The following is a 22,834-nucleotide window of genomic DNA, read 5'->3' on the forward strand; positions in this document are numbered from 1 at the left end:
CTCCCGTGCCTGCGCCCACTCCGGCCGTGATCATGGCGCCGCCGGCCCCGCTTCCTCCACCTCCCGCCCACCCTCCCGCGCCGGCTCCGCCCACACCAGTCGCCCCGCCGCCCCCCCCTCACGTGGAGCCCGAACGCCTGGTCATCGAGGGCTGCACGCTCTACGACATGGGCCAGGTGGCCGACGCCCTCCAGAAGTGGGAACAGGCCCTGGCCATCGATCCCACCCAGAGCCTGGCCCTGGGCTACGCCAATGGCGCCCGCCGCGAGCTTGGGCTCCCGCCCCTGCAGGGAACGGCTCCCGCCGTTCCCGCCGAGGAGCCGGCCCCCCAGGCCGACGAGGACGTGGACAAGCTGCTTCGCGAAGCGGTCCAGCTCTACGACATGGGACTGACGGAAGAGGCCATCTCCAAGTGGGAGCACGTGCTCGCCCTGGAACCCCATCGGGAGGAGATCCGGGGGTACCTCCGCCAGGCCCGGATGGAAGTGACCCAGGCCGCGCCCCAGCCGGCCCCGGTCCAGCCCCCACCTCCAGCACCAACCCCTGCGCTGCCCCCGGCTTCAGCCGCGAGCCCCGCCGCCCCTGCCCCGACCCCCGAGGCGGAGGCCCTGGCCCTCAAGCTCCGGCAAGCCGAGCACCTGCTGACCCTCCAGCGTCCCGATGAGGCCGCCTTCACCTATCAGCAGGCCCTCCGGCTGGCGCCCGGAAACCCCGAGGCCCTGGCGGGGCTCGAGCGCTGCCGGCGACCCCAACCCGGGGCCGGAACCTCCAGCTCCGGCATCAGCCTGGACCTACCGGACCGCATCGCCATGGTGGAGGAGGAGCCCACCCTCATCGTCACCGATCCCGGTCGCGTGGAGCCTCCCGCCTCCATGACCCGGAGCGCCCCGGCCCCGCGGGAGGGCCTGAGCCTGCCGGCCCGCCTCCAGGAGGCCTCGTCCAACCTTCCCTGGCTCCGGGAGCCCAAGGTCTGGGCCATCGCCGGGGGGAGCGCCCTGACGCTGGCGGTGGCCCTCTACGCGATCCACTCCTACCGCAGGGACCAGGAGCTGAAGGAAGCCGTCAAGGCCGCCCGCCAGGCGGCCATCGCTCCCGTCGCCCAGCAGGCCCAGTCGCCCGACCTCACCGAAACGCCCGCGGCGATCCTCCGCGAGGGTGAGTCGGCCCTGGAGGCGGATCCGCTCCGGGCCTATTTCCGGGCCCAGTACATCCTGGCCCAGAATCCCGGCGACGCCACCGCCGCCCAGCTGCTGGAGAAGGCCAAGGCCGCTCTGCCCGGCGGGGCCGCCGGGGCGACCCTCCCCGAATTCCAGAAGCACCTCCAGGCCGGCGATCTCGACGCCGCGGCCAAAGTCATAGACGCACTCCTGCGGGCCCAGCCCGACGATCCCGCCCTCCGTGCCAAGGCTGCCAGCCTGCATCTGGCCTTCTGCGCGGCCCATGCCGGCCAGGCCAAGTGGGATGCGGCCGCCGAGGATCTGCGCCAGGGCCGGGCCCTGTTCCCCAGCGACAAATCCTGGCAGGCGCGCCTGCTCCTGCTCGAGCGCGTGAAGACCCTGCCCAGGTCGCAGCAGGCGGCCTGGCTTCCCCTGCTGGGGTAGGCTTCTCCGCCGGCATATCACGGCAAGAACCGGGTCGCCCGGCGTGCCGACGCGCCGGATGCTGAGCCCACGGGAGCGCCCTGGCGCCTCCCGCCTGGGAGGTGCGCCATGCACAAGGTCGTCCGTCCAAAGATGCTGTACTTCGGGACCCCGGTGGTCCTCATCAGCACACTGAACCCCGATGGCTCGGCCAACCTGGCACCCATGTCCTCGGCCTGGTGGCTGGGGGACACCTGCCAGCTGGGGATGAGCAGCCGATCGCGGACCGTGGAGAACCTCGCCCGCGAGGGGGAGTGCGTCCTCAACCTGCCCTCCTCGGCGCTGGTGGCCGCCGTGGACCGCCTGGCGCTCCTCACGGGAAGCGATCCGGTGCCTCCCTACAAGGCGGCCATGGGCTACCGCTACGAACCCCGGAAATTCGAGGCCGCGGACCTCACCCCGATCCCCGCGGACCTGGTGAAGCCGCCGAGGGCCCTGGAGTGTCCCGTCCACCTGGAGGCCCGAATCCGCAGCATCCGCCGCATCGGCGATGAGGGCAGCCACCTGGCCGCCATCGAGGCCCAGGTGGTCCGCGTCCACATCGACGAGACCCTGATGATGCCGCGGGAAGGGGACTACATCGATCCCCAGCTCTGGCAGCCCCTCATCATGAGCTTCTGCGATTTCTTCAGCCTGACCGGGTCGCCCCTCCTGCCCTCCCGGCTGGCCCGGGCCTGGCGCCCGCCGGTGGCCTCCTGAGGCCTTGGCTCAGGAAGAGTTCTGGAAGCCTTCAGGCCGTCCTCGCCCGCTCAAAGGCGAGGATGGCCTGCTTGCGCGGGGCGCCCCAGTGGTACTGGCCCAGGGCCCCGGTGGCCTGGATCACGCGGTGGCAGGGGATGAGCCAGGCGATGGGATTCTGCCCCACGGCCGTGCCCACGGCGCGCATGGCGCCTGGGGCCCCGGACAGGGTGGCCAGGTCGCGGTACGACACGGCCTGGCCCGGAGGAACTCGCAGCAACGCCTCCCAAGTGCGGAGCTGGAAGGGCGTGCCCTTGAGGACGAGGCTGAGGGGCTGGCCCACGCCATGCCGCATGCGGGCCTCGAAGGCCTCCGCATAGGGACGGATGAGGGCCTCCCCCCGCTCCAGGCGCGCCCCCGGCCAGCGCGCCCGGAGCTCGGCCAGGGCGCCGTCCAGCCCCTCGTCCTGGAGGAAGGCCAGGCCGCAGAGGCCCCGGTCCAGGGCCGCGAAGAGGGCCGGACCGAAGGACGTCTCCGCCACCCCCCAGTGAATCATGAGGCCTTCGGCCTGGGCCTTGTACTCCCCGGGGGTCATCCGCTCCAGACGAAGGAAGAGGTCGTGCAGGCGACCCGGGCCCGAGAGGCCCACCGCGTGGCTCACCTCGAGCAGGCTCCGGGACTCGGCGAGCATGCGCTTGGCCTCCGCCAGGGTCAGGACCTGGAGGAAGCGCTTGGGGCTCACCCCCGCCCACCGCTGGAAGAGCCGCTGGAAATGGAAGGGGCTGAGGCCCACCTCCTCCGCCACCCGCTCCAGGCTCGGCTGCTCCTCCGCGTGATCGGCGAGGAAGCGGATGGCCCGCTCCACCCGGCTGTAGTCGCTGCTGGACATGGGGACCTCCCCTGCCAGGGTGGGTCCGGGGGCGCTCCGTTCCCACCCGGATCTTGCGGGGATCAGCCCGCCACCCAGACCTCCGGCGGCACAGGGTGGCTGAGGAAGTGGGTCATGCCCTCGTTCAGGCCGTACGCGCCGGCGGTGCCAAAGGCGAGCAGGTCTCCGGCCGCCAGCTCCGGCAGGCGCACCTCGCCCAGGCGGTCCAGGCTCGTGCAGAGGGGACCAGCCAGGGTGTAGGACACGGTTCCCCCGGCCTTCCCCGAGCTCTTCTCCGCGCCCTTCCCCACGGCCTTCACCGGAAACGGCTGGCCTGTGAGCAGGGGCCGGATGAGGTGGTTGATGCCGCCCTCCAGGATGGCGAAGTACGTGCCCCGGCTCTCCTTGAGGCGCACCACCCGGGCCAGGTAGACGCCGCAGGGGCCAGCCAGGAAGCGGCCAGGCTCCAGGATCAGCTCGCCCTTGAACCAGGCGTGCCGCGCCAGCAGTTCGGACAGCCCTTGTCCAAAGGCCGCCAGGTCCAGGGGCGCTTCATCGGAGGCGTAGGGCACGCCCAGGCCGCCCCCCAGGTCGATCTGCTCGAAGGCGAGGCCATGGGCCGCGTGCAGGCGCTTCGCCAGGTCCAGCACCGCGCCGTGGATGGCCTTCAGCTGGGCGGCATCCCGCTGATTGCTGGCGGCGAAGACATGCAGCCCCTTGATGCGCACGTGCGCCAGCCTCGCGGCCTTCTCGAGCAGGGCCGGCACGTCCTCTTCGTCCACGCCGAAGGCCGAAGGCCCGCTGCCGCCGATGATGCGGTTGCCCTCGTCGATGTCGAAGGCCGGATGCACCCGAAGGTTCACGGCCGTCTCCCGGGTAGCCAGGGCGTCAATCCGGGCCAGGTCCTCGAAGCCCTCGGCCTGCACCCGCACGCCCATCTCCAGGGCCTTCTGCAGCTCCGCCTCCCGCTTGCCCGGCCCGGCGAAGAAGGTGCGGCCCGCCGGCAGGCCCAGCGCCTCCACCCGCTCCAGCTCCCCGATGGAGGCGCAGTCGAAGCTGGCTCCCAGGGCGGCGAAGCACTTCAGCAGGTCCGGATGCGGGTTGGCCTTCACCGCGTAGGCGAGGCGCACCCGCGGGGGTAGCACCCCACGCAGCGTGGTGAATTGCTCCGCCGCGACGGCGGCGGAGTAGGCGAAGCAGGGCGTGCCGTGGGCCTCCGCGAGGGATCGGCACTGGGCATCGTCGAAGGCAAAAAGCATAAGGGCCTCTAACCGCGGATCAGTTCTTCCAGTACGGTGCGAACCGCCGCACGCCCTCTCGCAGCTGCTCGGGGGTGGCGGCGAAGCTGAGGCGGGCGTGGCCGCGGCCGCCTTCGCCGAAGGCCAGGCCGGGGATGAGCACCACCTTGGCCTCGTCGCGCAGCCTCAGGCAGAAGGCCACGGGATCTGCATGCGCGGCCTCGGGCAGAGCCATGAAGTGGTAGAAGGTGCCATCCGGCGGGGCCGGCGTCTGGCCCAGCTCCTCCTGAAGAGCCGCGGCCAGGGCCTCCCAGCGCTCGCCCACGGCGGCCCGGGCCTCGGCCAGCACGCTGTCCGAGTGCTCGATCAGCGCCAGCGCCGCCCACTGGGCGGGCGTGGCCGTGCCCGTCACCGCATAGCCGTGCACCGTGCGGGCCGGCACCAGCCAGGCGGGATCACCCACAGCCCAGCCCACGCGCAGGCCCGGGGCGCCCCAGCCCTTGCTCGCGGAGCTGGTGACGACGCCGCGGTCCGTCACATCCCGCAGGCTGGGGCAGCGCGTGCCGAAGTGCAGGTCGCGGTAGACCTCGTCGGAGATGAGCAGCACGCCGCGGGCGAGGCAGGCGTCGGCCACGCGCTTGAGCGCCTCCAGGCTCCCCCCGCCACCGGTGGGGTTCGAGGGCAGGTTGAGGATCACGACGGACACGTTTGGCGTGGCGTCCAGCACGCTGATCAGCGCGTCCGCATCGAGCCGGAACCGGTCCTTCGACAGCGGATAGGGCACGACCTCGGCGCCGGCCATGAGGGCCAGGGCCGGATAGGCCACGAAGCCTGGATCGGGCACCAGGACCTTCGTCCCTGGATCCACCCAGGCCTGGAAGAGGGAGAACAGCGCCCCTTGCGAGCCCGTGGTGATGAGCACCTCGTCCACGTGGGCGCCATGAAAGGCGGCCACGGCCTTCCGCAGGTCGAGCAGGCCCACGTGGGGCACGTAGGGGCAGGGGCCCGGGTTCCGCAGCAGGGCCTTCCGGCCCACCTCGGGCAGGTCCCAGGTGGGCTCGCCCAGGCCCAGGGGGATGGCCCCGGGCGGCGTGCCGTCCGTGATGGCTCGGATGGGCGAGGGCTTGAGCAGGGATAGGCGGGAGGCGGGCTTCATGGCTTCTCTCGGTCGGGCCGGAACGGGGCTACCTCAGCGCCCGTTCCAGGGCGGTGGCCGCGTCGGTCCTGTCGTCGCGGTACTTCACGATACAGGGGGCCGACACCTGGAGTCCGTGAGCCTTGGCATAGTCGCCCGAAGCGGGGCGTGAACCCGGCACCACCACGGCGCCTTCCGGCACCTCCTGGCGCAGCTCGCGGCCATGCACCAGGTCGTAGATCGCCGTGCTGCCGGTGATGACCACGCCCGAGGCCAACACCGCCCGCCTCCGCACGACGATCCCCTCGAAGAGGCCCACGAGGCCGCCCACGAAGGCCTCGTCCTCCACCACCACGGGCCGAGCCCCGGCGGGCTCGAGCACCCCTCCGATCTGGGCGGCGGCGCTGAGGTGCACGCGCTTGCCGATCTGGGCGCAGCTGCCCACCAGGGCGTGGCTGTCCACCATGGTGCCCTCGTCCACGAAGGCGCCCACGTTCACGTAGGCCGGCGGCATGATCACCACGCCCTTGGCGATGTGGGCGCCGCGGCGCACGGAGGAGCCGCCGGGCACCAGGCGCACACCGTCCTCCAGCCCGAAGTGGCGGGCCGGATAGGCGGTCTTGTCGAACATGGGAAAGCCGGGCCCGGGCATCTCCACGATGTTCGTGCGCCGGAAGCCGCAGAGGATGGCCTGCTTCACCCAGGGGTTGGCCTGCCAGCTGCCGTCCGGCTGCTGTTCGGCGGCCCGCACGATCCCGCTCTCCAGGGCGGAGAGGAGCACCTGGTGCATGGCCGGCGCTTCGGGATCGGCGGCCAGATCCTCGGGGGGCCGGCTGAAGAAGCGGTGGATGGTACCGAGGTCGACGACCATCAGATCACTCCGGGGAAGGTGCCCTCGGTGGAGAGGCAGAGGGCCTCGGCCAGTCGGGTGCGCGTGGCGGCGACGGCGGGGACCAGGGGCAGGCGCAGGCCTTCCCCGCAGAGGCCCAGCATGCGGAGGGCGGCCTTCAGCGGGATGGGATTGCTCTCGAGGAACAGGGCGTCCATGAGGGGCAGCAGCTGCTGGTGGAGGCGGAGGGCCTCCTTGCGGTCCCCCCGGCGGGCCGCCGCGACCAGGGCGGCGGTCTCCCGGGGCAGCGCGTTCCCAAGCACCGAGATCAGGCCCGAGGCCCCCACGGCGATGGAGGCCACGGCCAGGTTGTCGTCGCCCGACAGCAGGACCTTCCCCTTGGGCAGCTGGCGGACGATTTCCGCGATCTGCGCCAGGTTGCCGCTGCTCTCCTTCACGGCCACCACTTGGGGATTCTCCCAGAGGCGCGCCAGAACCGGCGGAGTCACGTTCAGCCCGGTGCGGCCCGGCACGTTGTAGGCGATGATCGGCAGCCCCGGCGCAGCCTCGGCCACGGCGGCGAAGTGGGCCACGAGGCCGTCCGGCGTGGGCTTGTTGTAGTAGGGCGTCACCACCAGGGCCCCCTGGGCGCCGAGGGCCTGGGCCCGCTTCGTCATCGCGGCGGCCTGGCGGGTGGCGTTGTGCCCCGTGCCCACCACCACCGGGCGGCCCCCGGCCTCCTCGAGGCAGGCCGAGATGATGGCATCCCGCTCGGCGTCGAGGATGGTGGCGGCCTCGCCCGTGGAGCCCAGGGGCACGAGGAAGTCCGCGCCGCCGGCCGCCACGTGGCGCACCAGCTTGCGGTAGGCGGGCAGGTCCACCTCGCCCGAGGCCGTGAACGGCGTGGCCAGGGCGACGGCAAGGCCGGAGAGGTCGAGGGTCATGGTCTGTCTCCAAACACAAAGAGGGGGTCGAGCAGATCGGCGGCGAGGTCGTCCATGGTGAAGACGCCCTTGCGGCCATGGAGCCACCGGGCGGCCGCCAGGGCGCCCTGCGCGAAGGGTACGCGGGAGCGGGCCCGGTGCGTGAGCTCCAGCACTTCCGCCGGGGCGTCCAGGCCCACGGTGTGTGTGCCGAACTCGGCGCCGGCCCGCACCACGCCCAGGCTCAGCTGGTGGGCCGCCGGAGCGCCAAGGGTCCACTCGGTCTTGCGGGGGCAGCCGGTCATCAGGGCCGCCGCCAGGGTTTTGGCGGTACCCGACGGCGCATCGGCCTTGAGGCGGTGGTGATGCTCCGCCAGGTAGGGATCCCGGGCGGGATCCAGGGCGGCGAAGCGGCCCAGCACGGTGGCCATCCGGGCCATCAGGGCCACCGCCAGGGAGAAGTTCGAGGCGGTCAGCACGCCGATTCGGCCGGCGACCCGGGCCTCGAGATCGGGCATGGACCAGCCGGTGGTGCCGATCACCAGGTCCGTGCCTGTCTCCAGGGCCCAGGCCAGGTGCGCCTCCACGGCCTCGGCCACGCTGGCATCGATGACCACATTGGCCACGCCGGTCCCGGCGTCCGGGGTCTCGCCCCGGCCGGCGTGCCAGGCCAGGGCCGGCCCGGCCTCGGCGGCGATGGCCGAGCCCAGGCGGCCCTTCCCGAAGAGCCCGAGGCGGAGCGTCACGGCGCCCCTCCCACCAGCACTTTGTGGAGGCGGCGCAGGGCCTCGTCGCCCTGCTCCCGGCGCACCACGAGGCTCAGGTTGATCTCGTTGGCGCCCATGCTGATCATCTCCACGTTGATGTCGCCCAGGGCCGAGAGCAGGCGCGCGCCCAGGCCCGGCGTGGACTTGAGGCGCTCGCCCACGGCGGCGATGATGGCCCGGTTCTCGTTCACCTCCACCGTGGCGAAGGCCGAGAGGTCCTTGATGAGGGCCTTCAGGGGCATGTCCGCCTCCACCGTGAGGGAGACGCTCACCTCGGCGGTGGCCACCAGGTCGACGCTCACGCCGCGCCGCCCGAACACCTCGAAGAGGCGGGCCAGGAAGCCGCTCTGGGCCAGCATGCGGGAGCTGCTCACCGTGAGCACCGTCACGGGGCCGCGGCTGGCTAGGGCCGTGATGGGCCGGCCCGTGCGGACCTCGGCGGAGATGGTGGTGAAGCGGCCCTCTGGCTTCTGCGTGTGGCGCACCGTGACGGGGATGCGGGCTTCCACGGCGGGCTGGATGGTGGCCGGGTGGAGCACCTTGGCGCCGAAGGCCGCCAGCTCGGCGGCCTCCGCGAAGCTCAGCTCGGGGATGGGCAGGGCCTCGGGGACGATGCGGGGATCGCAGGTGAGCACGCCTTCCACGTCCGTCCAGATCTGGACCTCGGCCGCCCCCAGGGCCGCGCCGAAGAGTGCGGCCGAGAAGTCACTGCCGCCGCGGCCAAGGGTGGTGGTGAGGCCGTCCTCGGTGGCGCCGATGTAGCCCTGGGTGATGACGGAGCGGCCCGGCCCCACGCGGGGCTTCAGGTGGGCCTCGGCCAGGGCCCGGATGGCTTCCGGCTGCGGCGTGGCCTCGCCGAAGGTGGCGTCGGTGCGGAGCACCGTCCGGGCATCCGCCCAGGCGCCGTCCACGAAGGCCGCGAAGATCCGCGTGGACAGCCGCTCGCCGATGGAGGCGATGGCGTCCATGCTGCGGGGGCTCAGCTCGCGCAGCATGGCGACGCCGCGGAGCAGCAGCTCCAGCTCTCCGAAGAGCTCCGTCAGGTCCGCATCCAGTGCCTCGGGCACCTCCCCCGCGAAGAGGTCCTCCGCGGCCTTGCGGTGATGGGTCATCAGCTTCCGCTGCCGCTCCATGGCGCCGCCCAGGTCCCCGGCCTCCGCGGTCTTGGCGGCATCGAAGAGCCCGTTGGTGGTCTTGCCCATGGCCGAGAGCACCACCAGGGGCGATTGGGGAAGGGCCGCCTTCACGAGCGTCGCCACCTGCCGCATGCAGGCCGCGTCGGCCACGCTGCTTCCGCCGAACTTGAGGACGATCATCGGAGGTACCCCTTCGCGTGGGCGAGTTCGGCATTGAGGATGCTGCCGCCGGCCGCCCCCACTCGGGGGGGCCCCGCTCTGCGATCCCGCGCAGCGGGGAGCAGGAGGACATGCCTTGATGGCATGTCCGATCGCGGGCTGCCAGACAACACGTGCGAGGGGCGATTTGAGGAACGGGTCATCGGAGGTACCCCTTCGCGTGCGCCAGTTCGGCATTGAGGATGCTGCCGCCGGCCGCCCCTCGCTCAGTGTTGTGGCCAAGGAGCGCGAACTTCACGCCCAGGATGGGGCAGGGCCGCAGGCGGCCCACGTGGACGCTCATCCCCTCGTCCTTCTCCACGTCGCGGCGCACCTGGGGACGGTCCTCCAGGGTGTGGATGTGGATGGGCACCGCCGGCGCGGAGAAGAGCTTGAGCTGCTGGGGTTCCGGCCGCCAGGTCAGCCAGGCGTCGCGCACGGCCTCCAGGGACGGGTTGCCCTTCAGCTTCACGCTTACGGCCTCCGTGTGGCCTTCGATGACGGGCACGCGGTGGCAGAGGGCGCTCACCAGCATGGGCGCCAGCTCCACCTCCTTGCCCGTGAAGCGGCCCAGCATCTTCGGGGTCTCCTCCTCCACCTTCGGCTCCTCGTTGCGGATGAAGGGGATGACGTTGCCCAGGATGTCCAGGCTGGCCACGCCGGGATAGCCGGCGCCGCTGATGGCCTGCATGGAGGTCATCAGCACGGCCTCGATGCCGAAGGCCCGCTGCAGGGGCGCGAGCGCCATCACCAGCACCGTGGCCGTGCAGTTGGCGTTGGTGACGATCCCGCCGCTCCAGCCGTGGTGGTGGCGCTGCACGTCCAGCAGGCCCAGATGGTCCGCGTTCACCTCGGGCACCAGCAGCGGGACCTCCGGCGACATGCGGAAGGCCGCGGCGTTGGAGAACACCATGGCTCCGGCCCGGGCGAACTCGGGCTCCAGCTCCTTGGCCGGGCCCGTGTCCAGGGCGCTGAAGATCACGGGCGAGAGGGCGAACTCCGGCGTGCCCTCGGCCATGACTTGGTCGCCCAGGCCGCCGTAGGGTTCGCCGTCCAGGCGCCAGGCGCAGGCATCGCGGTAGCGCTTGCCCGCGCTGCGCTCGCTGGCGGCCAGGTGCTCCACGCGGAAGAGGGGATGGTTGGCCAGCCGGCGCACGAAGCGCTGGCCGACGACGCCAGTGGCGCCCAGGACGGTGACGGGGATTTTGGCGGTCATGGTTCAGTCTCCCAGGAAGTGCAAGGCCAATCGGTGGTTGAGCGCCACGCCCGCCTCGAGGTCGGCGAGGCTGAGGCGTTCCTCCAGCGTGTGCGCCACGCGGATGCTGCCGGGCCCCGCCAGCACCACGGTGCGGTCGGGCACCAGGGCCCGCAGGGTGGCGGCGTCGGAGCCGAAGGGCATGGGGGCCCGCTCGAAGCCGGGGATCTCGGGGTAGCGGTCCGGCGGCTCGTCCAGCGTGAGGGCCAGGGAGCCCTCGGGCGGCGCCAGGCGTCGGGCCTCGTCCACAAAGGTGCTCCCGGGCAGGGTGCGGATCATGAGCCGGGCTTCTCCCGCCGCGGGTACGGAATTGAGGGCCTCGCCCGCGCGGAGGATGCCGAGGTTCCAGACCTCCGGGCCCAGGGCCGGGTCCACGGGGCGCGGCTGGGCGCGCAGGCGCTGGAGCCAGTCCAGCAGGGGCCAGGCGGCGTCATGGCCCAGCTCGGGGCTGCCGCTGTGGGCGGCGCGGCCCGCGCAACGGAGGTGCAGGTGCTGGGCCCCGCGCTGGCCCGTGGCCAGCTTCAGGTCCGTGGGCTCGCCGTTGATGAGTACGCGCAGGTCGCGGAGCCGGTCCGCCAGACCCAGGGCCGCCGTGGCCCCGGCGCTGTCCGTCTCCTCGCCCACCACCCCCAGCCAGGCCAGGCCTTCGCGGCCCTCGACCAGAAGCGTCTTCACGGCACCGAGCTGCGCGGCGATCTGGCCCTTGGCATCGCAGGCCCCGCGGCCGTGGAAGACCTCGCCCTCCAGGCGCAGCGGCAGGTGGGGCGGCACCGTGTCCAGATGGGTAGAGAAGAGGACTTTCGGCCGGCCCCAGGTGGCCAGCACGTTGGTGCGGCCTTCGGCCACGGGCTGCTCCACCACTGCGGCGCCGAGCTCCCGGAGGAGCTCCCGCAGCTCCGGCAGACCCGCGTCCTCCTGGCCCGAGGTCGTCTCGCGCGCGCAGAGCCGCTGGAGGCTGCCGGTGAGCCAGCTTCGGAGATCAGCGGGGGTGGCGTTCATGGAAACCTCGGCGGGCCGACGGTGCCATCAGGAACGCGGGGGGAAGGATCCCACCGCCGCGCCTCAGGCCCTCCGCGCCGGGTGACCGGCACGACAGCCGCCGGGCTTTCGCCTCGACGTCCAGGGGCCGCGCCGATGAGTCGCGAACCCTTCGGCGATCCTCCCCTTTCCCACCGGGTCATCGGGTTCATCGCCCTCACCGCCGGTACTGATGGGGACCGCTCCTCCATCGGAACCTCCACCTTCCCACGCCGGGCCTCCCTTCCGCAACCCGCTAAAGGATGTCGGCCAGCAGGCCCTCGCCCCGGGGCCAGGGGCCGTGGCCCGAGGCCAGGTTCAGGTGCCCGCAGGGTCCCAGGTCCACCAGCCGGGCCCCCCAATCCGAGGCCAGGATGTGGGCCCGGGCCGGGGTCAGGAAGGGGTCGTCCGACGAGGCGGCCAGGATGCTCTGGAAGGGCAGCCGCTGACGGGGGATCGGCGCGAAGCTGCGCAGGACCGGCAGCACGTCCGGACGCTCCACATCCGAGGGGGCCGCCAGGAGGGCCCCGCGGATCTCGCGGTCATGGTCCTTCGCCCAGTGGACGATCGCCAGGCAGCCCAGCGAGTGGCCCACGAGGATGGGCGGCTCCGTGCAACCGGCGATGGCCTCGTCCAGGGCCTCCACCCAGTCCACCTTGTGGGGGAAATCCCAGTTGGGCATCTCCACCCGCTTCGCGTCCCTCAGGCTGCCCTCCCACAGGCTCTGCCAATGGCCGGGGCCCGAATTCTGGTAGCCGGGGACGATCAGGATCGCGGCCATGGATCACCGTGGAATGGCTCCATGGAACGCCCACCGGAGCCGGAGTTCAAGCCCTCCTTGGGACCCGCGCCGGCACCAGTGCGTCCGCCAGCTGGCGCACGTAGCCGCTGAGGTCCGTCACTTCCTTCACCGCCCTGGGCGTGGCCCGCAGCAGCTGGAAGTAGCCCGCATAGGCCGCGTAGGCCAGCAGGGCCCGCTGGCGCGCCTCCGTTTCCGTCAGGCCCAGCGCCAGGAAGGCTTCCGCACCGAAGGCCAGGCGGCGCTCTGTGGCGCGACGGAGGAAGGGCGCCACGCGGGGATCCTCACCGGACAGCGCCAGGGCTGCGAAGAAGAGACCGTTCTCCACGTCCTCGAAGGCCGCGAAGAGCAGGACTCGCAGGCGCCGCCGCGGGTCGGCGATGCCCCCGTAGCGGGTCACCACATCCGCGCTCTGGTCCTGCTCCCAGTCCGCCAGAGCCGCCTTGATGAGGGCGTCCCGGCTGTCGAAGTGCCAGTAGAAGCTGCCCTTCGTGACCCCCAGCCCCTGGGCCAGCGGCTCCACCGCCACGGCCGACACGCCCTCCCGGATAATGAGGGCCTGGGCCGCCTTCACCCAGGCCTCGGGGGACAGGGGTTCGGCGGAGCGGCGGGGCTTCTTGCGGGGAGCGGGCATGGCGGCCTTGACAGGTGACCGGGCCAGCTTACCATACCATACCGTATGGCAACCATACGCATGCGTATTGAACCCGGAGGCTCCATGCGACACGCACTCCTCCCCCTCCTCGCCGCGTTCTGCCTCATCGCCGGCGGCTGCGCCACGCCCGAGACCGTCCAGCGGCGCAGCAGCCTGACCGCCTACCTCGGCGCCGGGGAGGCGCCTCCACCCGGAGAGGCAGCCGAGCCAGCCCGGCTGCAATTGCCCCTCCGCCTGGGCATCGCCTTCGTGCCCAGCGAGTCCACCGAGCGCAAGGGGCACAGCGGCCTTGGCGAGGGGCCCTCTGGCCTGATGTCGCCTGATCAGGAAATGCTCCAGCAGCAGAAGGTGGCCGAGGTCTTCCAGGCCAAGCCCTGGACCGCCACCTTCAAGGTGATCCCCAGCCACTACCTCACCCGGAACGGAGGCTTCGCCGATCTGGGCCAGGTCGCCCGCACCTTCGGCGTGGAGGTCGTGGCCCTCGTGAGCGTGGACCAGGTGCAGTTCAGCAGTCCCCGGTGGTACTCCTGGACCTACTGGACCCTGGTGGGCGCCTACATGGTGAAGGGCGACAAGAACGACACCACCACCCTGGTGGACGCCGCCGTCTACCACGTGCCCTCCCGCACCTTCCTGTTCCGGGCCGGGGGCGTGGGCACGGCCAAGGGCAGCTCCACCTGGTCCGGCCGAGAAGAGGCCTTCCGCCGGCAGGCCCAGGAAAGCCTCTCCCTGGCCATGACCCAGCTCTCCACCTCCCTCGACCAGGGCGTGGCCGCCTTCAAGCAGGACCTGCTCAAGGGCGCCCGGAAGGACGTCCTCCTGGTCGACAAGGCCGGGAACCCCCTGGGCAGCCCCGGCTACGACCCCGCCCGCCATTGAAGGCCCGGCCCAGGCGCCGTCCTGACCTTCCACCCTCCTCCGGAGCCCCCATGTCCCGCCCCCTCCTCACCGCTGCCCTGGCCCTCCTGGCCCTCCTCGGCTGCAACACGCCGGAGACGCACGTGCGCCGCAGCAGCCTCATGGACTACCTCTACCCGAAGGAGAAGGCCGCCCCCCTGCCGAACCCCGCTGGGGCCCGCCTCAAGCTGCCCCTGACGCTGGGCGTGGCCTTCGTCCCCGGCGGCGCGGCCTCCTGGCGGGTCCAGAACCTCATGGCCCCGGGCCAGGAGAAGCAGCTTCTGGACGTGGTGAAGCAGAGCTTCAAGGACCGGCCCTGGATTTCGGAGATCAAGCTCGTCCCCAGCGCCTACCTCCGTCCGGGCGGCGGCTTCGAAAACATGGACCAGGTGGCGCGGATGTACGGGGTGGACGTGATGGCCCTCGTGAGCGTGGACCAGGTGCAGAACACGGATCCCCGCTGGTACAGCTTCACCTACCTCTCCATCGTGGGCGCCTACGTGCTGCCCGGCGACGCCAACGACACGAACACGCTCATCGACGCCGCCGTCTACGACGTGGCCAGCCACACCTTCCTGCTGCGCGCGCCCGGCCAGAGCCAGGTCAAGGGCAGCTCCACCTGGGCCTACCGCGAGAAGCAGCTGCGCGAGCACTCGGCGAAGGGCCTGGAGCTGGCCATGACCGATCTGGCCAAGAACCTCGACGCCGAGGTGGGCGCCTTCAAGGCCGAGGTGGCCCGGGGCGAGCGCAAGGACGTGGACGTGGTGGACCGCCAGGGTGTGTCCCTGCGCCAGAGCGGCGGTCGCAACTTCGGCGGCAGCACGAGCTGGATCGAGGTCCTGGGCGCCCTCATCCTCCTGGGCGCGGCCCTGAGGCTGCGGCGAGCCTGATGGATGCCCTCGCGCTTACCGCCGAGGCCCTGCGGGAGCCCTGGCGCCTCTGGACGGGGCACCTGGTCCACTTCGGCTGGGAGCACGCGCTGGCGAACGCTGTGGCCCTGGCCGTGCCCTGGATCCTGGCTGCCCCCCGCGACCGGCGACGGCTGGCCCTCGCGACACTCATCCTCCCGCCCCTGCTGAGCGTGCTGCTGCTGCCCTCCCTGGGCGGTGGCGAGTACCGGGGCGCCTCAGGCCTGGTCTGTGCCCTCTGGGCCCTGGTGGGCCTGCGGCTGGCCGTCCGGAACGAGTCCGCCCTTCTGGGCCTGATGCTGCTGGCGAGCCTTCTCGTCAAGCTGGCCGCCGAGACGGTCGTTGGCGGGGGGGTCTTGTTGCGCGCGGATGGCTGGTCCACCCTGCCCGCCGCCCACCTCTGGGGCTCGGGGCTGGGCCTGGCGGCGGCCCTGCCGGTCCAGGCGCGCATCCGGCTCTTCCGCCCGCGCCGAACCTGAGGCGGGGCCGGGGTACACTGGAGGCTCGGAGCGCCCCATGTCCCTCGTCATCGCCGGCAAGACCTTCAGCAACCGCCTCGTCCTCGGCACGGGCAAGTACAAGGACTTCGCCACCATGCAGGCCTGCTACCGGGCCGCGCGGGTGGAGATGGTCACCCTGGCCGTGCGCCGCTTCGATTTGAACGCCACGGGCGAGGACAACATCCTCACCTGGATCCCCAAGGACATCACCCTCCTGCCCAACACCGCCGGCTGCTACACCCGCGAGGAGGCCCTGCGCGTGGCCCGCCTGGCCCGCGAGGCCCTGAACACCCCGTGGGTGAAGCTGGAGGTCATCGGCGACCAGAAGTCGCTCTACCCTGACAACGAGGAGACCCTGGAAGCCGCGAAGATCCTCGTGAAGGAAGGCTTCACGGTGCTGCCCTACGTGAACGCCGATCCCATCCTCGCCAAGAAGCTCTGCGACGCGGGCTGCGCGGCCGTCATGCCCCTGGGCAGCGCCATCGGCTCGGGACTGGGCGTGCAGAACCCCATGACCCTGCTCCTGATCAAAGAGGTCGTGGAGGCCTACCAGCTGCCCATGATCGTGGACGCCGGCGTGGGCACGGCCTCGGACGCCACCCTGGCCATGGAGCTGGGCGCCGACGGCGTGCTGCTCAACACCGCCGTGGCCGAGGCCGGCGAGCCCACCAAGATGGCCCAGGCCATGGACCACGCCGTGCAGGCCGGCCGCCTGGCCTTCGAGAGCGGCCGCATGCCCAAGCGCCTCTACGCCAGCGCCAGCAGTCCCGTGGCGGGCGTGGTGGGCCGCTAGCGCTCCGGCCAGGCCCTCCGCAGGTCCTCCGCGAAGGTTCCCATGGCCTCGGTCAGGGGTGATTCCTTCCGCCACGCCAGCACCAGGGTGCGTCCAGGCACGGGCCGGCCGAAGGGGCGCAGAGCCAGCGGCGCGCGGCTCGCCTCCACCGGGATGCAGAGGCCGGGCAGCAGGGTGAGACCCAGCCCCGCGGCCACCATCTGCACCAGGGTGGGCAGGCTGGAGGCCCGGAAGTCGACCTCCCGCGCCCCCGCCTCCCCGCAGAAGGCCAGGGCCTGGCCCCGCAGGCAGTGGCCGTCCTCCAGCAGAAGGAGGGGCTGGCCCTCCAGGTCCCGCAGGCTCACCCGCGCCTTAAGGGCCACAGGGTGATGGAGGGGCGCCGCCAGCAGGAAGGGATCCTCCCTCAGAGGAACGCGCACCAGCTCCCCAAGATCGGTGCCTTCCGCCAGGATGGCCGCCTCCAGGCCCCCGGCGGCCAGCTCCGCCAGCAGGACGGGGGTGCGCTCCTCGCGCAGCTTCAGGCGCAGATCCGGGTGGGCGGCGGTCACGACGGGCAGCACCTCCGGCAGCAGGTAGGGCGCCACCGTGGGGATGACGCCCAGGCGCCAGGCCCCCTGGAAGGGGTCCCGCCAGGCCTCGGCGGCCGCCAGGAGGTCCTGGGCCTCCCGCAGGATGCGGCGGGCCCGGGCCACCACCGCCTCGCCCGCGGGCGTGAGGAGCACCCGGCGGTGGTCCCGCTCGAAGAGGCGCAGGCCCAGTGTGGCCTCGATCTGCTGGATCTGGGCGCTGAGGGAGGGCTGGGAGACGTGGACGCGCTCCGCGGCCCGATGGAAGCCCAGGGTGTCCGCCAGGGCCACCAGGTACTCCAGCTGCCGGAGCGAGAGGTCCGAGGGACGCACCATGGGCGGGAGCATGGCAGCCATGATCAGAAAAACCAAGAGCCAGAGCCATGTCTGATAGCCCAGCTCTATCGGACTGATCCACAAGAAGTATCGGCCCACCCGGCCACTCGGACCTATGTTGGGGACCCGATCCCGGAGGAACCATGACCAAGCTCAAAGGCACCCGCACCCACCAGAACCTGAAGGACGCCTTCGCGGGCGAATCCCAGGCCAACCGCCGCTACCTCTACTTCGCCAAGGTCGCCGACATCGAGGGCTACCCGGAGGTGGCCGGCAACTTCAAGGAGACGGCCGACGGCGAGACCGGCCACGCCCACGGGCACCTGGACTACCTGAAGGCCGTGGGCGATCCCGCCACGGACCTGCCCATTGGCGACACCGCCCTCAACCTCAAGTCCGCCATCGCGGGCGAGACCCACGAGTACACGGACATGTACCCGGGCATGGCCAAGACCGCCCGGGAGGAGGGCTTCGCCGAGATCGCCGACTGGTTCGAGACCCTGGCCAAGGCCGAGAAGAGCCACGCCGGCCGCTTCCAGAAGATGCTCGAGTCCATCAGCTGAAAGAAGAACGCGAAGGGCGCCAAGGAAGCGAAGAACGCTAAGCAGTCATTTTTGTATTCGTGGTTCTTCGCCCCATTCGCGTTCTTCGCGTTCCAGATCCTTTCGAGGTGACGCATGGCCGAGCGCTACTCGGTGGGTGACCACGACCGCCCGCACACCACGCCCGGTGAGCGCATCAGCTACCTGGCGGGAAAGAGCACGGTCTACGACCTGGCGGATCCCCGCTACTGGGACGAGGCCTTGCTGAAGGAGGAGGTGGAGCGGGCCTTTGAGATCTGCCACGGCTGCCGCATGTGCTTCAAGTACTGCGACGCCTTCCCGGGCCTCTTCGCCCTCCTCGACCAGAGGCACCACGGCGACGTTCGCGCCCTCTCGAAGGCGGAGCGCGACGGCGTCATGGACGACTGCTTCCAGTGCAAGCTCTGCGAGGTGCAGTGCCCCTACACGCCGCGGGAGGGCCACGCCTTCGCCCTGGACTTCCCCAGGCTCGTCCACCGCTACCAGGCCCAGCGCCGGAAGCGCGAAGGCGGCACCCTGCGCGACCAACTCCTGGGCGACCCGGACCTCTCCGCCAAGCTGGCCCGAGCCTCCTTCGGCCTGGCCAACACCATGAACCGGGTGGCGATCCACCGCTGGTTCATGGAGAAGACGCTGGGCATCCACCGGGAGGCCCACCTGCCGGACTTCGCCTCCGCCACCTTCGAGGCCTGGGCCGAGAAGAGCGGCCGCATCCAGACCGAACCCGGCGCCGAGGCCGTGCTCTTCCAGACCTGCATCGTGCAGAACAACGAGCCCCAGCTCGGCAAGGACACCCTGGAGGTGCTGGAGAAGAACGGCTGCCGGGCGGGCTGCGTGAAGGGCCTCCAGTGCTGCGGCATGCCCGCCTGGGAGCACGGTGACCTGGACAGCCTGAGACGGCAGGCCCGCGCCAACCTGGACGCCCTCATGCCCCACGTGGAGGCGGGCTCGCTGGTGCTGGCCATCAACCCCACCTGCGCCATGATGCTGCGCCAGGAGTACCCGGAGCTGCTGGAGGGCGCGGATCGCGAGCGCGCGAAGAAGCTGGCCGCCGCCGTGCGGGATCCCGCGGAGTTCCTCTGGTCCATCCGCAACGAGCCCCGGGCGAACTGGAGCTTCGAATCCAGCCCCGGCCCCATCGCCTACCACGCCCCCTGCCACCTGCGCGCCCAGCGGGTGGGGTTCAAGGGCCGCGACCTGCTGAAGAAGATCCCCGGCGTCTCCATCGTCTCTGTCATGGAATGCTGCGGCCACGACGGCACCTACGCCATGCGCGCCGAAACCTACGAGGCCAGCCGGCGCGTGGGCCAGAAGGCCTTCGCGGGCATGAAGGGCGCGGAGGAGGCCGAGGTCTGGGCCACGGAGTGCCCCCTGGCGGGCATGCAGTTCGAACAGCACGCCGGGCGGCGGGCCCTGCATCCCATGACGATCCTGGCCCGGGCCTACCGCAAGGACGGCTTCCCGAACCCCGTGGGTCCGGAGGCGCCATGACAGCGAAAGTCGAGCGCGCCGAGATCCTGGACTTCCTCACCTACGCGGACCGGAGGGACGCCATCCGGGCTTCCGCCATGGCCGCCAAGGACCTGCGCCGGGTCCACCTGGGCGAGCACCTCACCCTGCTCTTCGAGAACCGGGAGACCATCCGCTACCAGATCCAGGAGATGGTCCGCGCCGAGCAGATGGTGCGCGAGTCGGACATCCGGCACGAGCTGGACACCTACAACGCAGTTCTCGGCGGCGAGGGAGAGCTGGGCTGCACCCTGCTCATCGAGATCCCCGATGCCGCCCTGCGCCCCGTGCTCCTCCGCCGCTGGCGGGGCCTCCCGGGCCACCTGCACCTGACCTTCACAGACGGAAGCCGCGAGTCGGCCCGCTTCGATGCGGCCCAGATGGACGAGGCGCGCCTCTCCTCCGTCCAGTTCCTCCTCTTTCCCGTGGGCGACCGCATTCCCGCGGGCCTGGTGGTGGATCTGCCGGAGCTCGCGGTCGGCACCTCCCTCAGCCCTGCCACCCAGCGGGCCCTGTTGGAGGACCTGGGTCGACCCCCGGCGGAGGCATAATGCCTCCATGCCCGACCTCGACCTTGCCCCCCTGGAGTGCCGCGTCCTCGGCTGCCTGCTGGAGAAGCAGCTCAGCACCCCGGATGCCTACCCGCTTTCGCTGAACGCCCTGGTGAACGCCTGCAACCAGTCCAGCAACCGGGAGCCCGTGCTGGCGGCGTCGGAGGTCGAGGTTCAGGCGGCGGTGGATGCGCTCATGGCCCGGGGTTTGGCGGAAACCTGGCCGGGCCGGGTGACGAAGTTCGCCCACACGGCCAAGCCCACCTGGAACCTCTCCGTGCAGGAGGCGGCCCTGCTGGCGGAGCTGCTGTTGCGGGGCCCGCAGACGCCCGGCGAGCTGCGCACGAACACGAGGCGCATGTACACCTTCCCGGACCTGGCAGAGCTGGAGGGCTGCCTCGCGGCCCTGATGGAGGCCGAGCCCCCCCTGGCCGTGCGCCTGACCCGGGCCCCGGGCGCGCGGGAGGCGAGGGTGGCGCACCTGCTCGCGGGACCCGTGGCGACCGAGGCCGCTCCCGCCAGGCCCGCCGTTCCAGCTGCGCCCGGCCGCATAGAGCAACTTGAGACCGAGGTCGCCTCCCTGCGCGAAGAGCTCACGGTCCTGCGCCAGGCCTTCGAAGCCTTCAGGGCCCAGTTTTAGGGCCGGACAGGCCCTAAAGATCCCCGTAGGCCACATTCAGGGCCCGGAGGCCGGCCACCAGGTCGCCCCGGCGGGCGGGATCCACCTGGAGCACCAGGTGGAAGGGCTGGGGGGCCAGGTCCTCGGCGACGTCGGCCAGGACGGCCATCAGCGTGACCCCGTCCTCAGGCGAGGCGTCCTGAAGGAGCTGGTCCGCCTCCAGCACCAGGAAGGCGCCGCCCTCGGGCAGGTCCGAGAGGCAGTCCCGCAGGCTGTCCCAGGTGCCGCCGAAGTGGGGCGGGAACTGGGCCGCGGCGGCCCATTCGTCCAGGAGCCCCGCCCGGGTCCGCATGCGGTCGCCCCGCAGCCAGCGGAGCAACCGGCCGGTCTCCGCGGGCGCAGCATCCACCAGGGCGGAGGCGGACCCGGACCACACGTGCACGCGGGGCCGCTGGGTCGAAGCCAGAAAGGACCAGTCCAGGCGGCCAGCCATCACTTCACCTCGGTGAAGGTGCGGTAGTGGTCCGCCGTGTACCAGGCCCGGCCGTCGCTGCCGGTCACCAGGCGCTCGGCGCCGCGGTTGCGCCCCTCGGCCTTCGGATGCACGTCCCACTCGCGGTACTCGATGCGCTTGCGGCGGGCGTCGTAGCGAGGCAGCACGCCTTCGTAGTTCCCGAAGACCCGCCCCCCGATGAACCCGGGTGCGGCGTAGCCGTGCTGGCGGACGTAGGCCAGGGTCTCCCGGGCCGCCGCGGGAATCATGTCGTTCGGCGGGGCCTGACGCACCTGGGCCGGGGGCTGCGCCGCTGGCTGGGCTGGGGGCGCCGCCCCGGGGCCGCAGGCCAGCGGGGCCATCAGGGCGGCCAGGAGCGCCAAGCCACCGGCCAGGTGTGCGAGGGTCCTCCGCCAGCGGGTCATGGGGACTCCGGAAAGGATTTCCAGTCTACTCCGGCTCTTCCGAACCGATCAGACCTTGGAGGACCCGGCCTCCAGGACGCCGCCGTGCCGCTTGTCCGCCCGAAGCAGAAGGAAGGCGAAGACCAGCCCTGCCAGGCCGAGCCCCGCGAACATGATCTGGGTGGAGGTGTAGGTTCCCGTCACGTCCCGCAGCTTGCCGTTGAGGTAGGGGAACAGGGCCAGCCCCAGGTTCTGGATGGCCGTCATCAGGCCGAAGGCCGTGCCCACCCGGTTCTCCTCCACCACCAGGGGCACGGAAGGCCACATGGCGGCGGGCACCAGCACGAAAGCCGCGCCCAGCATCACCATCATCGGGATGGGATTCCAATGGGTGATGCCCATCAGGAGGTGGGCCGGGATCATCAGCAGGGAGCCCACCACCATCAGGGAGGCGCGCCGGCCCAGGCGATCCACCAGGTCCCCCGCGAAGGGCGCGAAGAACATGGAGGCGGCGATGGCGATGCTCGTGATCCCAGGGGCGGTGCTGAACATGTGGGTGAAATTGTAGAAGACCCGGGTCAGGAACCCGCCGTTCGAGGCGCTGACCAGGGGGATCCCCCACTTGTCGTGGAACATGTCCGTGGAGAGGGCGGTGAACGGGAAGATGGCGCTGTAGAAGGTCACGCAGAGCAGCACCACGAACCAGTAGGACGAGGTGAACTTCTTGAGGTCCGAGAAGACGATCTTGTCGCCCGCGCCGGCTTTCGGCAGGGACAGCTCGCGTTCCCCATGCCGGTCCATGGCGATGAAGACCAGGTTGCAGACCACGGAGAAGAGGCAGAGCAGGGCCGCAGCCCAGAGGGCGGTGCGGAAGCTGTGGAAGTGGTCCGCGATGAGCTCCTCGGTGTTGAAGGAGAACAGCGTACCCACGCGGCTGAGCGTCAAGGCAATCCCGAAGGCCATGGCCATCTCCTTGCCCTTGAACCAGCGGCTGATGATGGCACTCTGGACCACGATGAGGGATTCCGAGCCGGCGCCGAAGATCAGACGTCCGAAGATGAGCATCCACTTGCCCTTCGCCACCGCCACGATGACCGCGCCCAGGAAGACGAGGGTGCTGAACAGCAGGCTGGCCTTGCGGGGCCCCAGCTTGTCGTAGAGCATGCCGCCGAAGAACACGATGGCGATGGCGGCCACGGAATAGGCCGTGTAGAGGTTGCCGATGGTGCTCCGGTCGAGGTTCAACTCCCGCATCAGCGTGGTCTCGAGGGCCCCGATGCTGTCGTAGGCGAAGTAGCTCCCCAGCACCAGCAGGCTGATGAAGATCAGGATCGTGAACCGGTAGAGCCGGGTGCTCGGATGGAAGGCACCGGGAATCGCGGAGGTCATCGTGGGGTCCTCAGGTGGGCCAGGGCGTCAGCGGAAACTAAAGGGGGAAAGCGGAGTGGCTCGATCCCCGATGGTGACAGGGGCCTCCCCAAACCTCGCAAATAGAATTGATTCTCATAAAAATTCATAACTCTTAACAGGGATGATTTG

At 71.2% G+C, this 22,834-nt stretch carries 24 protein-coding genes, 1 pseudogene and 1 riboswitch; of the genes and pseudogenes, 10 read left to right on the forward strand and 15 right to left on the reverse strand.

The window, feature by feature from the left end; genetic code table 11:
- Window positions 1–1,601 (forward strand): annotated as a pseudogene (locus MLJ35_RS08870) (hypothetical protein); the annotation flags it as partial.
- Window positions 1,602–1,709: 108 nt separating this feature from the next.
- The gene (locus MLJ35_RS08875) at window positions 1,710–2,339 is read left to right on the forward strand and encodes a flavin reductase family protein (protein ID WP_243384034.1); all 630 of its coding nucleotides are present in this window, start codon (window positions 1,710–1,712) and stop codon (window positions 2,337–2,339) included.
- A 31-nt stretch (window positions 2,340–2,370) separates the two neighbouring features.
- On the opposite strand, the gene MLJ35_RS08880 is transcribed toward MLJ35_RS08875, so the two are convergent.
- The 11 genes from MLJ35_RS08880 to MLJ35_RS08930 form a co-directional block, all read right to left on the reverse strand.
- Entirely contained in the window at window positions 2,371–3,207 is an 837-nt protein-coding gene (locus tag MLJ35_RS08880) for a bifunctional transcriptional activator/DNA repair enzyme AdaA (RefSeq protein WP_243384035.1), read from the reverse strand.
- 62 nt (window positions 3,208–3,269) lie between these two features.
- On the reverse strand, window positions 3,270–4,445 hold the full coding sequence (locus tag MLJ35_RS08885; protein ID WP_243384036.1) for a diaminopimelate decarboxylase family protein: 1,176 nt from the start codon (window positions 4,443–4,445) through the stop codon (window positions 3,270–3,272).
- 19 nt (window positions 4,446–4,464) lie between these two features.
- A complete protein-coding gene (locus MLJ35_RS08890; RefSeq protein WP_243384037.1) occupies window positions 4,465–5,580 on the reverse strand; it encodes a pyridoxal phosphate-dependent aminotransferase in 1,116 nt (371 codons plus the stop codon).
- A gap of 28 nt (window positions 5,581–5,608) precedes the next feature.
- On the reverse strand, window positions 5,609–6,430 hold the full coding sequence (locus tag MLJ35_RS08895; protein WP_243384038.1) for a 2,3,4,5-tetrahydropyridine-2,6-dicarboxylate N-succinyltransferase: 822 nt from the start codon (window positions 6,428–6,430) through the stop codon (window positions 5,609–5,611).
- On the reverse strand, window positions 6,430–7,332 hold the full coding sequence (dapA, locus tag MLJ35_RS08900) for a 4-hydroxy-tetrahydrodipicolinate synthase (protein ID WP_243322413.1): 903 nt from the start codon (window positions 7,330–7,332) through the stop codon (window positions 6,430–6,432). Before dapA ends, MLJ35_RS08895 begins: the two co-directional genes overlap by 1 nt.
- Window positions 7,329–8,057: a 4-hydroxy-tetrahydrodipicolinate reductase gene (locus MLJ35_RS08905; RefSeq protein WP_243384039.1), complete on the reverse strand. Its 729-nt coding sequence runs from the start codon at window positions 8,055–8,057 to the stop codon at window positions 7,329–7,331. The genes dapA and MLJ35_RS08905 overlap by 4 nt, the downstream gene beginning before the upstream one ends.
- A complete protein-coding gene (gene lysC, locus MLJ35_RS08910) occupies window positions 8,054–9,394 on the reverse strand; it encodes a lysine-sensitive aspartokinase 3 (RefSeq protein ID WP_243384040.1) in 1,341 nt (446 codons plus the stop codon). The genes MLJ35_RS08905 and lysC overlap by 4 nt, the downstream gene beginning before the upstream one ends.
- Before the next feature lie 178 nt (window positions 9,395–9,572).
- Window positions 9,573–10,628: an aspartate-semialdehyde dehydrogenase gene (gene asd, locus MLJ35_RS08915; protein WP_243384041.1), complete on the reverse strand. Its 1,056-nt coding sequence runs from the start codon at window positions 10,626–10,628 to the stop codon at window positions 9,573–9,575.
- A 3-nt stretch (window positions 10,629–10,631) separates the two neighbouring features.
- The gene (locus MLJ35_RS08920; RefSeq protein WP_243384042.1) at window positions 10,632–11,666 is read right to left on the reverse strand and encodes a M20 family metallopeptidase; all 1,035 of its coding nucleotides are present in this window, start codon (window positions 11,664–11,666) and stop codon (window positions 10,632–10,634) included.
- Window positions 11,667–11,723: 57 nt separating this feature from the next.
- Window positions 11,724–11,903: riboswitch (Lysine riboswitch) on the reverse strand.
- A 37-nt stretch (window positions 11,904–11,940) separates the two neighbouring features.
- On the reverse strand, window positions 11,941–12,465 hold the full coding sequence (locus tag MLJ35_RS08925) for an RBBP9/YdeN family alpha/beta hydrolase (RefSeq protein WP_243384043.1): 525 nt from the start codon (window positions 12,463–12,465) through the stop codon (window positions 11,941–11,943).
- A 46-nt stretch (window positions 12,466–12,511) separates the two neighbouring features.
- Window positions 12,512–13,117 carry a TetR/AcrR family transcriptional regulator gene (locus tag MLJ35_RS08930; protein ID WP_243384044.1) on the reverse strand — a complete coding sequence of 202 codons (606 nt, stop codon included), beginning with the start codon at window positions 13,115–13,117 and terminating at the stop codon, window positions 12,512–12,514.
- 84 nt (window positions 13,118–13,201) lie between these two features.
- Between MLJ35_RS08930 and rhlP (MLJ35_RS08935) the strand changes: the two genes are divergently transcribed.
- From rhlP (MLJ35_RS08935) to MLJ35_RS08950, 4 genes are read left to right on the forward strand one after another with little or no spacing between them, the layout of a single operon-like run.
- Complete coding sequence (rhlP, locus tag MLJ35_RS08935; RefSeq protein WP_243384045.1) at window positions 13,202–14,017, forward strand: rhombotarget lipoprotein; 816 nt, start codon at window positions 13,202–13,204, stop codon at window positions 14,015–14,017.
- 50 nt (window positions 14,018–14,067) lie between these two features.
- Window positions 14,068–14,925: a rhombotarget lipoprotein gene (gene rhlP, locus MLJ35_RS08940; protein ID WP_243384046.1), complete on the forward strand. Its 858-nt coding sequence runs from the start codon at window positions 14,068–14,070 to the stop codon at window positions 14,923–14,925.
- Window positions 14,925–15,422, forward strand: a complete 498-nt coding sequence (locus MLJ35_RS08945; protein ID WP_243384047.1) for a rhomboid family intramembrane serine protease — start codon at window positions 14,925–14,927, stop codon at window positions 15,420–15,422. Before rhlP (MLJ35_RS08940) ends, MLJ35_RS08945 begins: the two co-directional genes overlap by 1 nt.
- Window positions 15,423–15,459: 37 nt before the next feature.
- Entirely contained in the window at window positions 15,460–16,236 is a 777-nt protein-coding gene (locus MLJ35_RS08950; protein ID WP_243384048.1) for a thiazole synthase, read from the forward strand.
- Here the strand turns inward: MLJ35_RS08950 and MLJ35_RS08955 are convergent.
- Window positions 16,233–17,159, reverse strand: coding sequence for a LysR substrate-binding domain-containing protein (locus MLJ35_RS08955; RefSeq protein WP_243384049.1), 927 nt, complete (start codon window positions 17,157–17,159; stop codon window positions 16,233–16,235). The genes MLJ35_RS08950 and MLJ35_RS08955 overlap by 4 nt on opposite strands.
- A 122-nt stretch (window positions 17,160–17,281) precedes the next feature.
- Between MLJ35_RS08955 and MLJ35_RS08960 the strand changes: the two genes are divergently transcribed.
- From MLJ35_RS08960 to MLJ35_RS08975, 4 genes are all read left to right on the forward strand, one after another.
- Complete coding sequence (locus MLJ35_RS08960; RefSeq protein WP_243287429.1) at window positions 17,282–17,701, forward strand: rubrerythrin family protein; 420 nt, start codon at window positions 17,282–17,284, stop codon at window positions 17,699–17,701.
- Window positions 17,702–17,815: 114 nt separating this feature from the next.
- A complete protein-coding gene (locus tag MLJ35_RS08965) occupies window positions 17,816–19,210 on the forward strand; it encodes a heterodisulfide reductase-related iron-sulfur binding cluster (protein ID WP_243384050.1) in 1,395 nt (464 codons plus the stop codon).
- Window positions 19,207–19,779: a DUF3501 family protein gene (locus MLJ35_RS08970; protein WP_243384051.1), complete on the forward strand. Its 573-nt coding sequence runs from the start codon at window positions 19,207–19,209 to the stop codon at window positions 19,777–19,779. The genes MLJ35_RS08965 and MLJ35_RS08970 overlap by 4 nt, the downstream gene beginning before the upstream one ends.
- Before the next feature lie 7 nt (window positions 19,780–19,786).
- The gene (locus MLJ35_RS08975; RefSeq protein ID WP_243384052.1) at window positions 19,787–20,419 is read left to right on the forward strand and encodes a YceH family protein; all 633 of its coding nucleotides are present in this window, start codon (window positions 19,787–19,789) and stop codon (window positions 20,417–20,419) included.
- A gap of 13 nt (window positions 20,420–20,432) precedes the next feature.
- Here MLJ35_RS08975 and MLJ35_RS15940 read toward each other — a convergent pair whose 3' ends face one another.
- The 3 genes from MLJ35_RS15940 to MLJ35_RS08990 are packed head-to-tail and all read right to left on the reverse strand — an operon-like array spanning window position 20,433 to window position 22,684.
- A complete protein-coding gene (locus tag MLJ35_RS15940) occupies window positions 20,433–20,891 on the reverse strand; it encodes a barstar family protein (protein WP_243322381.1) in 459 nt (152 codons plus the stop codon).
- A complete protein-coding gene (locus tag MLJ35_RS08985) occupies window positions 20,891–21,316 on the reverse strand; it encodes a guanyl-specific ribonuclease (RefSeq protein WP_243384053.1) in 426 nt (141 codons plus the stop codon). Before MLJ35_RS08985 ends, MLJ35_RS15940 begins: the two co-directional genes overlap by 1 nt.
- A 48-nt stretch (window positions 21,317–21,364) precedes the next feature.
- Complete coding sequence (locus MLJ35_RS08990; RefSeq protein ID WP_243384054.1) at window positions 21,365–22,684, reverse strand: MFS transporter; 1,320 nt, start codon at window positions 22,682–22,684, stop codon at window positions 21,365–21,367.
- Window positions 22,685–22,834 lie beyond the last annotated feature (150 nt).

Origin of the sequence: Geothrix alkalitolerans, from assembly GCF_022808885.1 — a bacterium.
Classification (GTDB): Bacteria; Acidobacteriota; Holophagae; order Holophagales; family Holophagaceae; genus Geothrix; species Geothrix alkalitolerans.

Excerpts from the sequence above, each read along its gene's own strand:
- MLJ35_RS08875 (WP_243384034.1), top strand. The coding sequence starts at position 1,710 with ATGCACAAGGTCGTCCGTCCAAAGATGCTGTACTTCGGGACCCCGGTG.
- MLJ35_RS08880 (WP_243384035.1), bottom strand. The coding sequence starts at position 3,207 with ATGTCCAGCAGCGACTACAGCCGGGTGGAGCGGGCCATCCGCTTCCTC.
- MLJ35_RS08885 (WP_243384036.1), bottom strand. The coding sequence starts at position 4,445 with ATGCTTTTTGCCTTCGACGATGCCCAGTGCCGATCCCTCGCGGAGGCC.
- MLJ35_RS08890 (WP_243384037.1), bottom strand. The coding sequence starts at position 5,580 with ATGAAGCCCGCCTCCCGCCTATCCCTGCTCAAGCCCTCGCCCATCCGA.
- MLJ35_RS08895 (WP_243384038.1), bottom strand. The coding sequence starts at position 6,430 with ATGGTCGTCGACCTCGGTACCATCCACCGCTTCTTCAGCCGGCCCCCC.
- dapA (WP_243322413.1), bottom strand. The coding sequence starts at position 7,332 with ATGACCCTCGACCTCTCCGGCCTTGCCGTCGCCCTGGCCACGCCGTTC.
- lysC (WP_243384040.1), bottom strand. The coding sequence starts at position 9,394 with ATGATCGTCCTCAAGTTCGGCGGAAGCAGCGTGGCCGACGCGGCCTGC.
- asd (WP_243384041.1), bottom strand. The coding sequence starts at position 10,628 with ATGACCGCCAAAATCCCCGTCACCGTCCTGGGCGCCACTGGCGTCGTC.
- MLJ35_RS08920 (WP_243384042.1), bottom strand. The coding sequence starts at position 11,666 with ATGAACGCCACCCCCGCTGATCTCCGAAGCTGGCTCACCGGCAGCCTC.
- MLJ35_RS08925 (WP_243384043.1), bottom strand. The coding sequence starts at position 12,465 with ATGGCCGCGATCCTGATCGTCCCCGGCTACCAGAATTCGGGCCCCGGC.
- MLJ35_RS08930 (WP_243384044.1), bottom strand. The coding sequence starts at position 13,117 with ATGCCCGCTCCCCGCAAGAAGCCCCGCCGCTCCGCCGAACCCCTGTCC.
- rhlP (WP_243384045.1), top strand. The coding sequence starts at position 13,202 with ATGCGACACGCACTCCTCCCCCTCCTCGCCGCGTTCTGCCTCATCGCC.
- rhlP (WP_243384046.1), top strand. The coding sequence starts at position 14,068 with ATGTCCCGCCCCCTCCTCACCGCTGCCCTGGCCCTCCTGGCCCTCCTC.
- MLJ35_RS08945 (WP_243384047.1), top strand. The coding sequence starts at position 14,925 with ATGGATGCCCTCGCGCTTACCGCCGAGGCCCTGCGGGAGCCCTGGCGC.
- MLJ35_RS08950 (WP_243384048.1), top strand. The coding sequence starts at position 15,460 with ATGTCCCTCGTCATCGCCGGCAAGACCTTCAGCAACCGCCTCGTCCTC.
- MLJ35_RS08955 (WP_243384049.1), bottom strand. The coding sequence starts at position 17,159 with ATGGCTGCCATGCTCCCGCCCATGGTGCGTCCCTCGGACCTCTCGCTC.
- MLJ35_RS08960 (WP_243287429.1), top strand. The coding sequence starts at position 17,282 with ATGACCAAGCTCAAAGGCACCCGCACCCACCAGAACCTGAAGGACGCC.
- MLJ35_RS08965 (WP_243384050.1), top strand. The coding sequence starts at position 17,816 with ATGGCCGAGCGCTACTCGGTGGGTGACCACGACCGCCCGCACACCACG.
- MLJ35_RS08970 (WP_243384051.1), top strand. The coding sequence starts at position 19,207 with ATGACAGCGAAAGTCGAGCGCGCCGAGATCCTGGACTTCCTCACCTAC.
- MLJ35_RS08975 (WP_243384052.1), top strand. The coding sequence starts at position 19,787 with ATGCCCGACCTCGACCTTGCCCCCCTGGAGTGCCGCGTCCTCGGCTGC.
- MLJ35_RS15940 (WP_243322381.1), bottom strand. The coding sequence starts at position 20,891 with ATGGCTGGCCGCCTGGACTGGTCCTTTCTGGCTTCGACCCAGCGGCCC.
- MLJ35_RS08985 (WP_243384053.1), bottom strand. The coding sequence starts at position 21,316 with ATGACCCGCTGGCGGAGGACCCTCGCACACCTGGCCGGTGGCTTGGCG.
- MLJ35_RS08990 (WP_243384054.1), bottom strand. The coding sequence starts at position 22,684 with ATGACCTCCGCGATTCCCGGTGCCTTCCATCCGAGCACCCGGCTCTAC.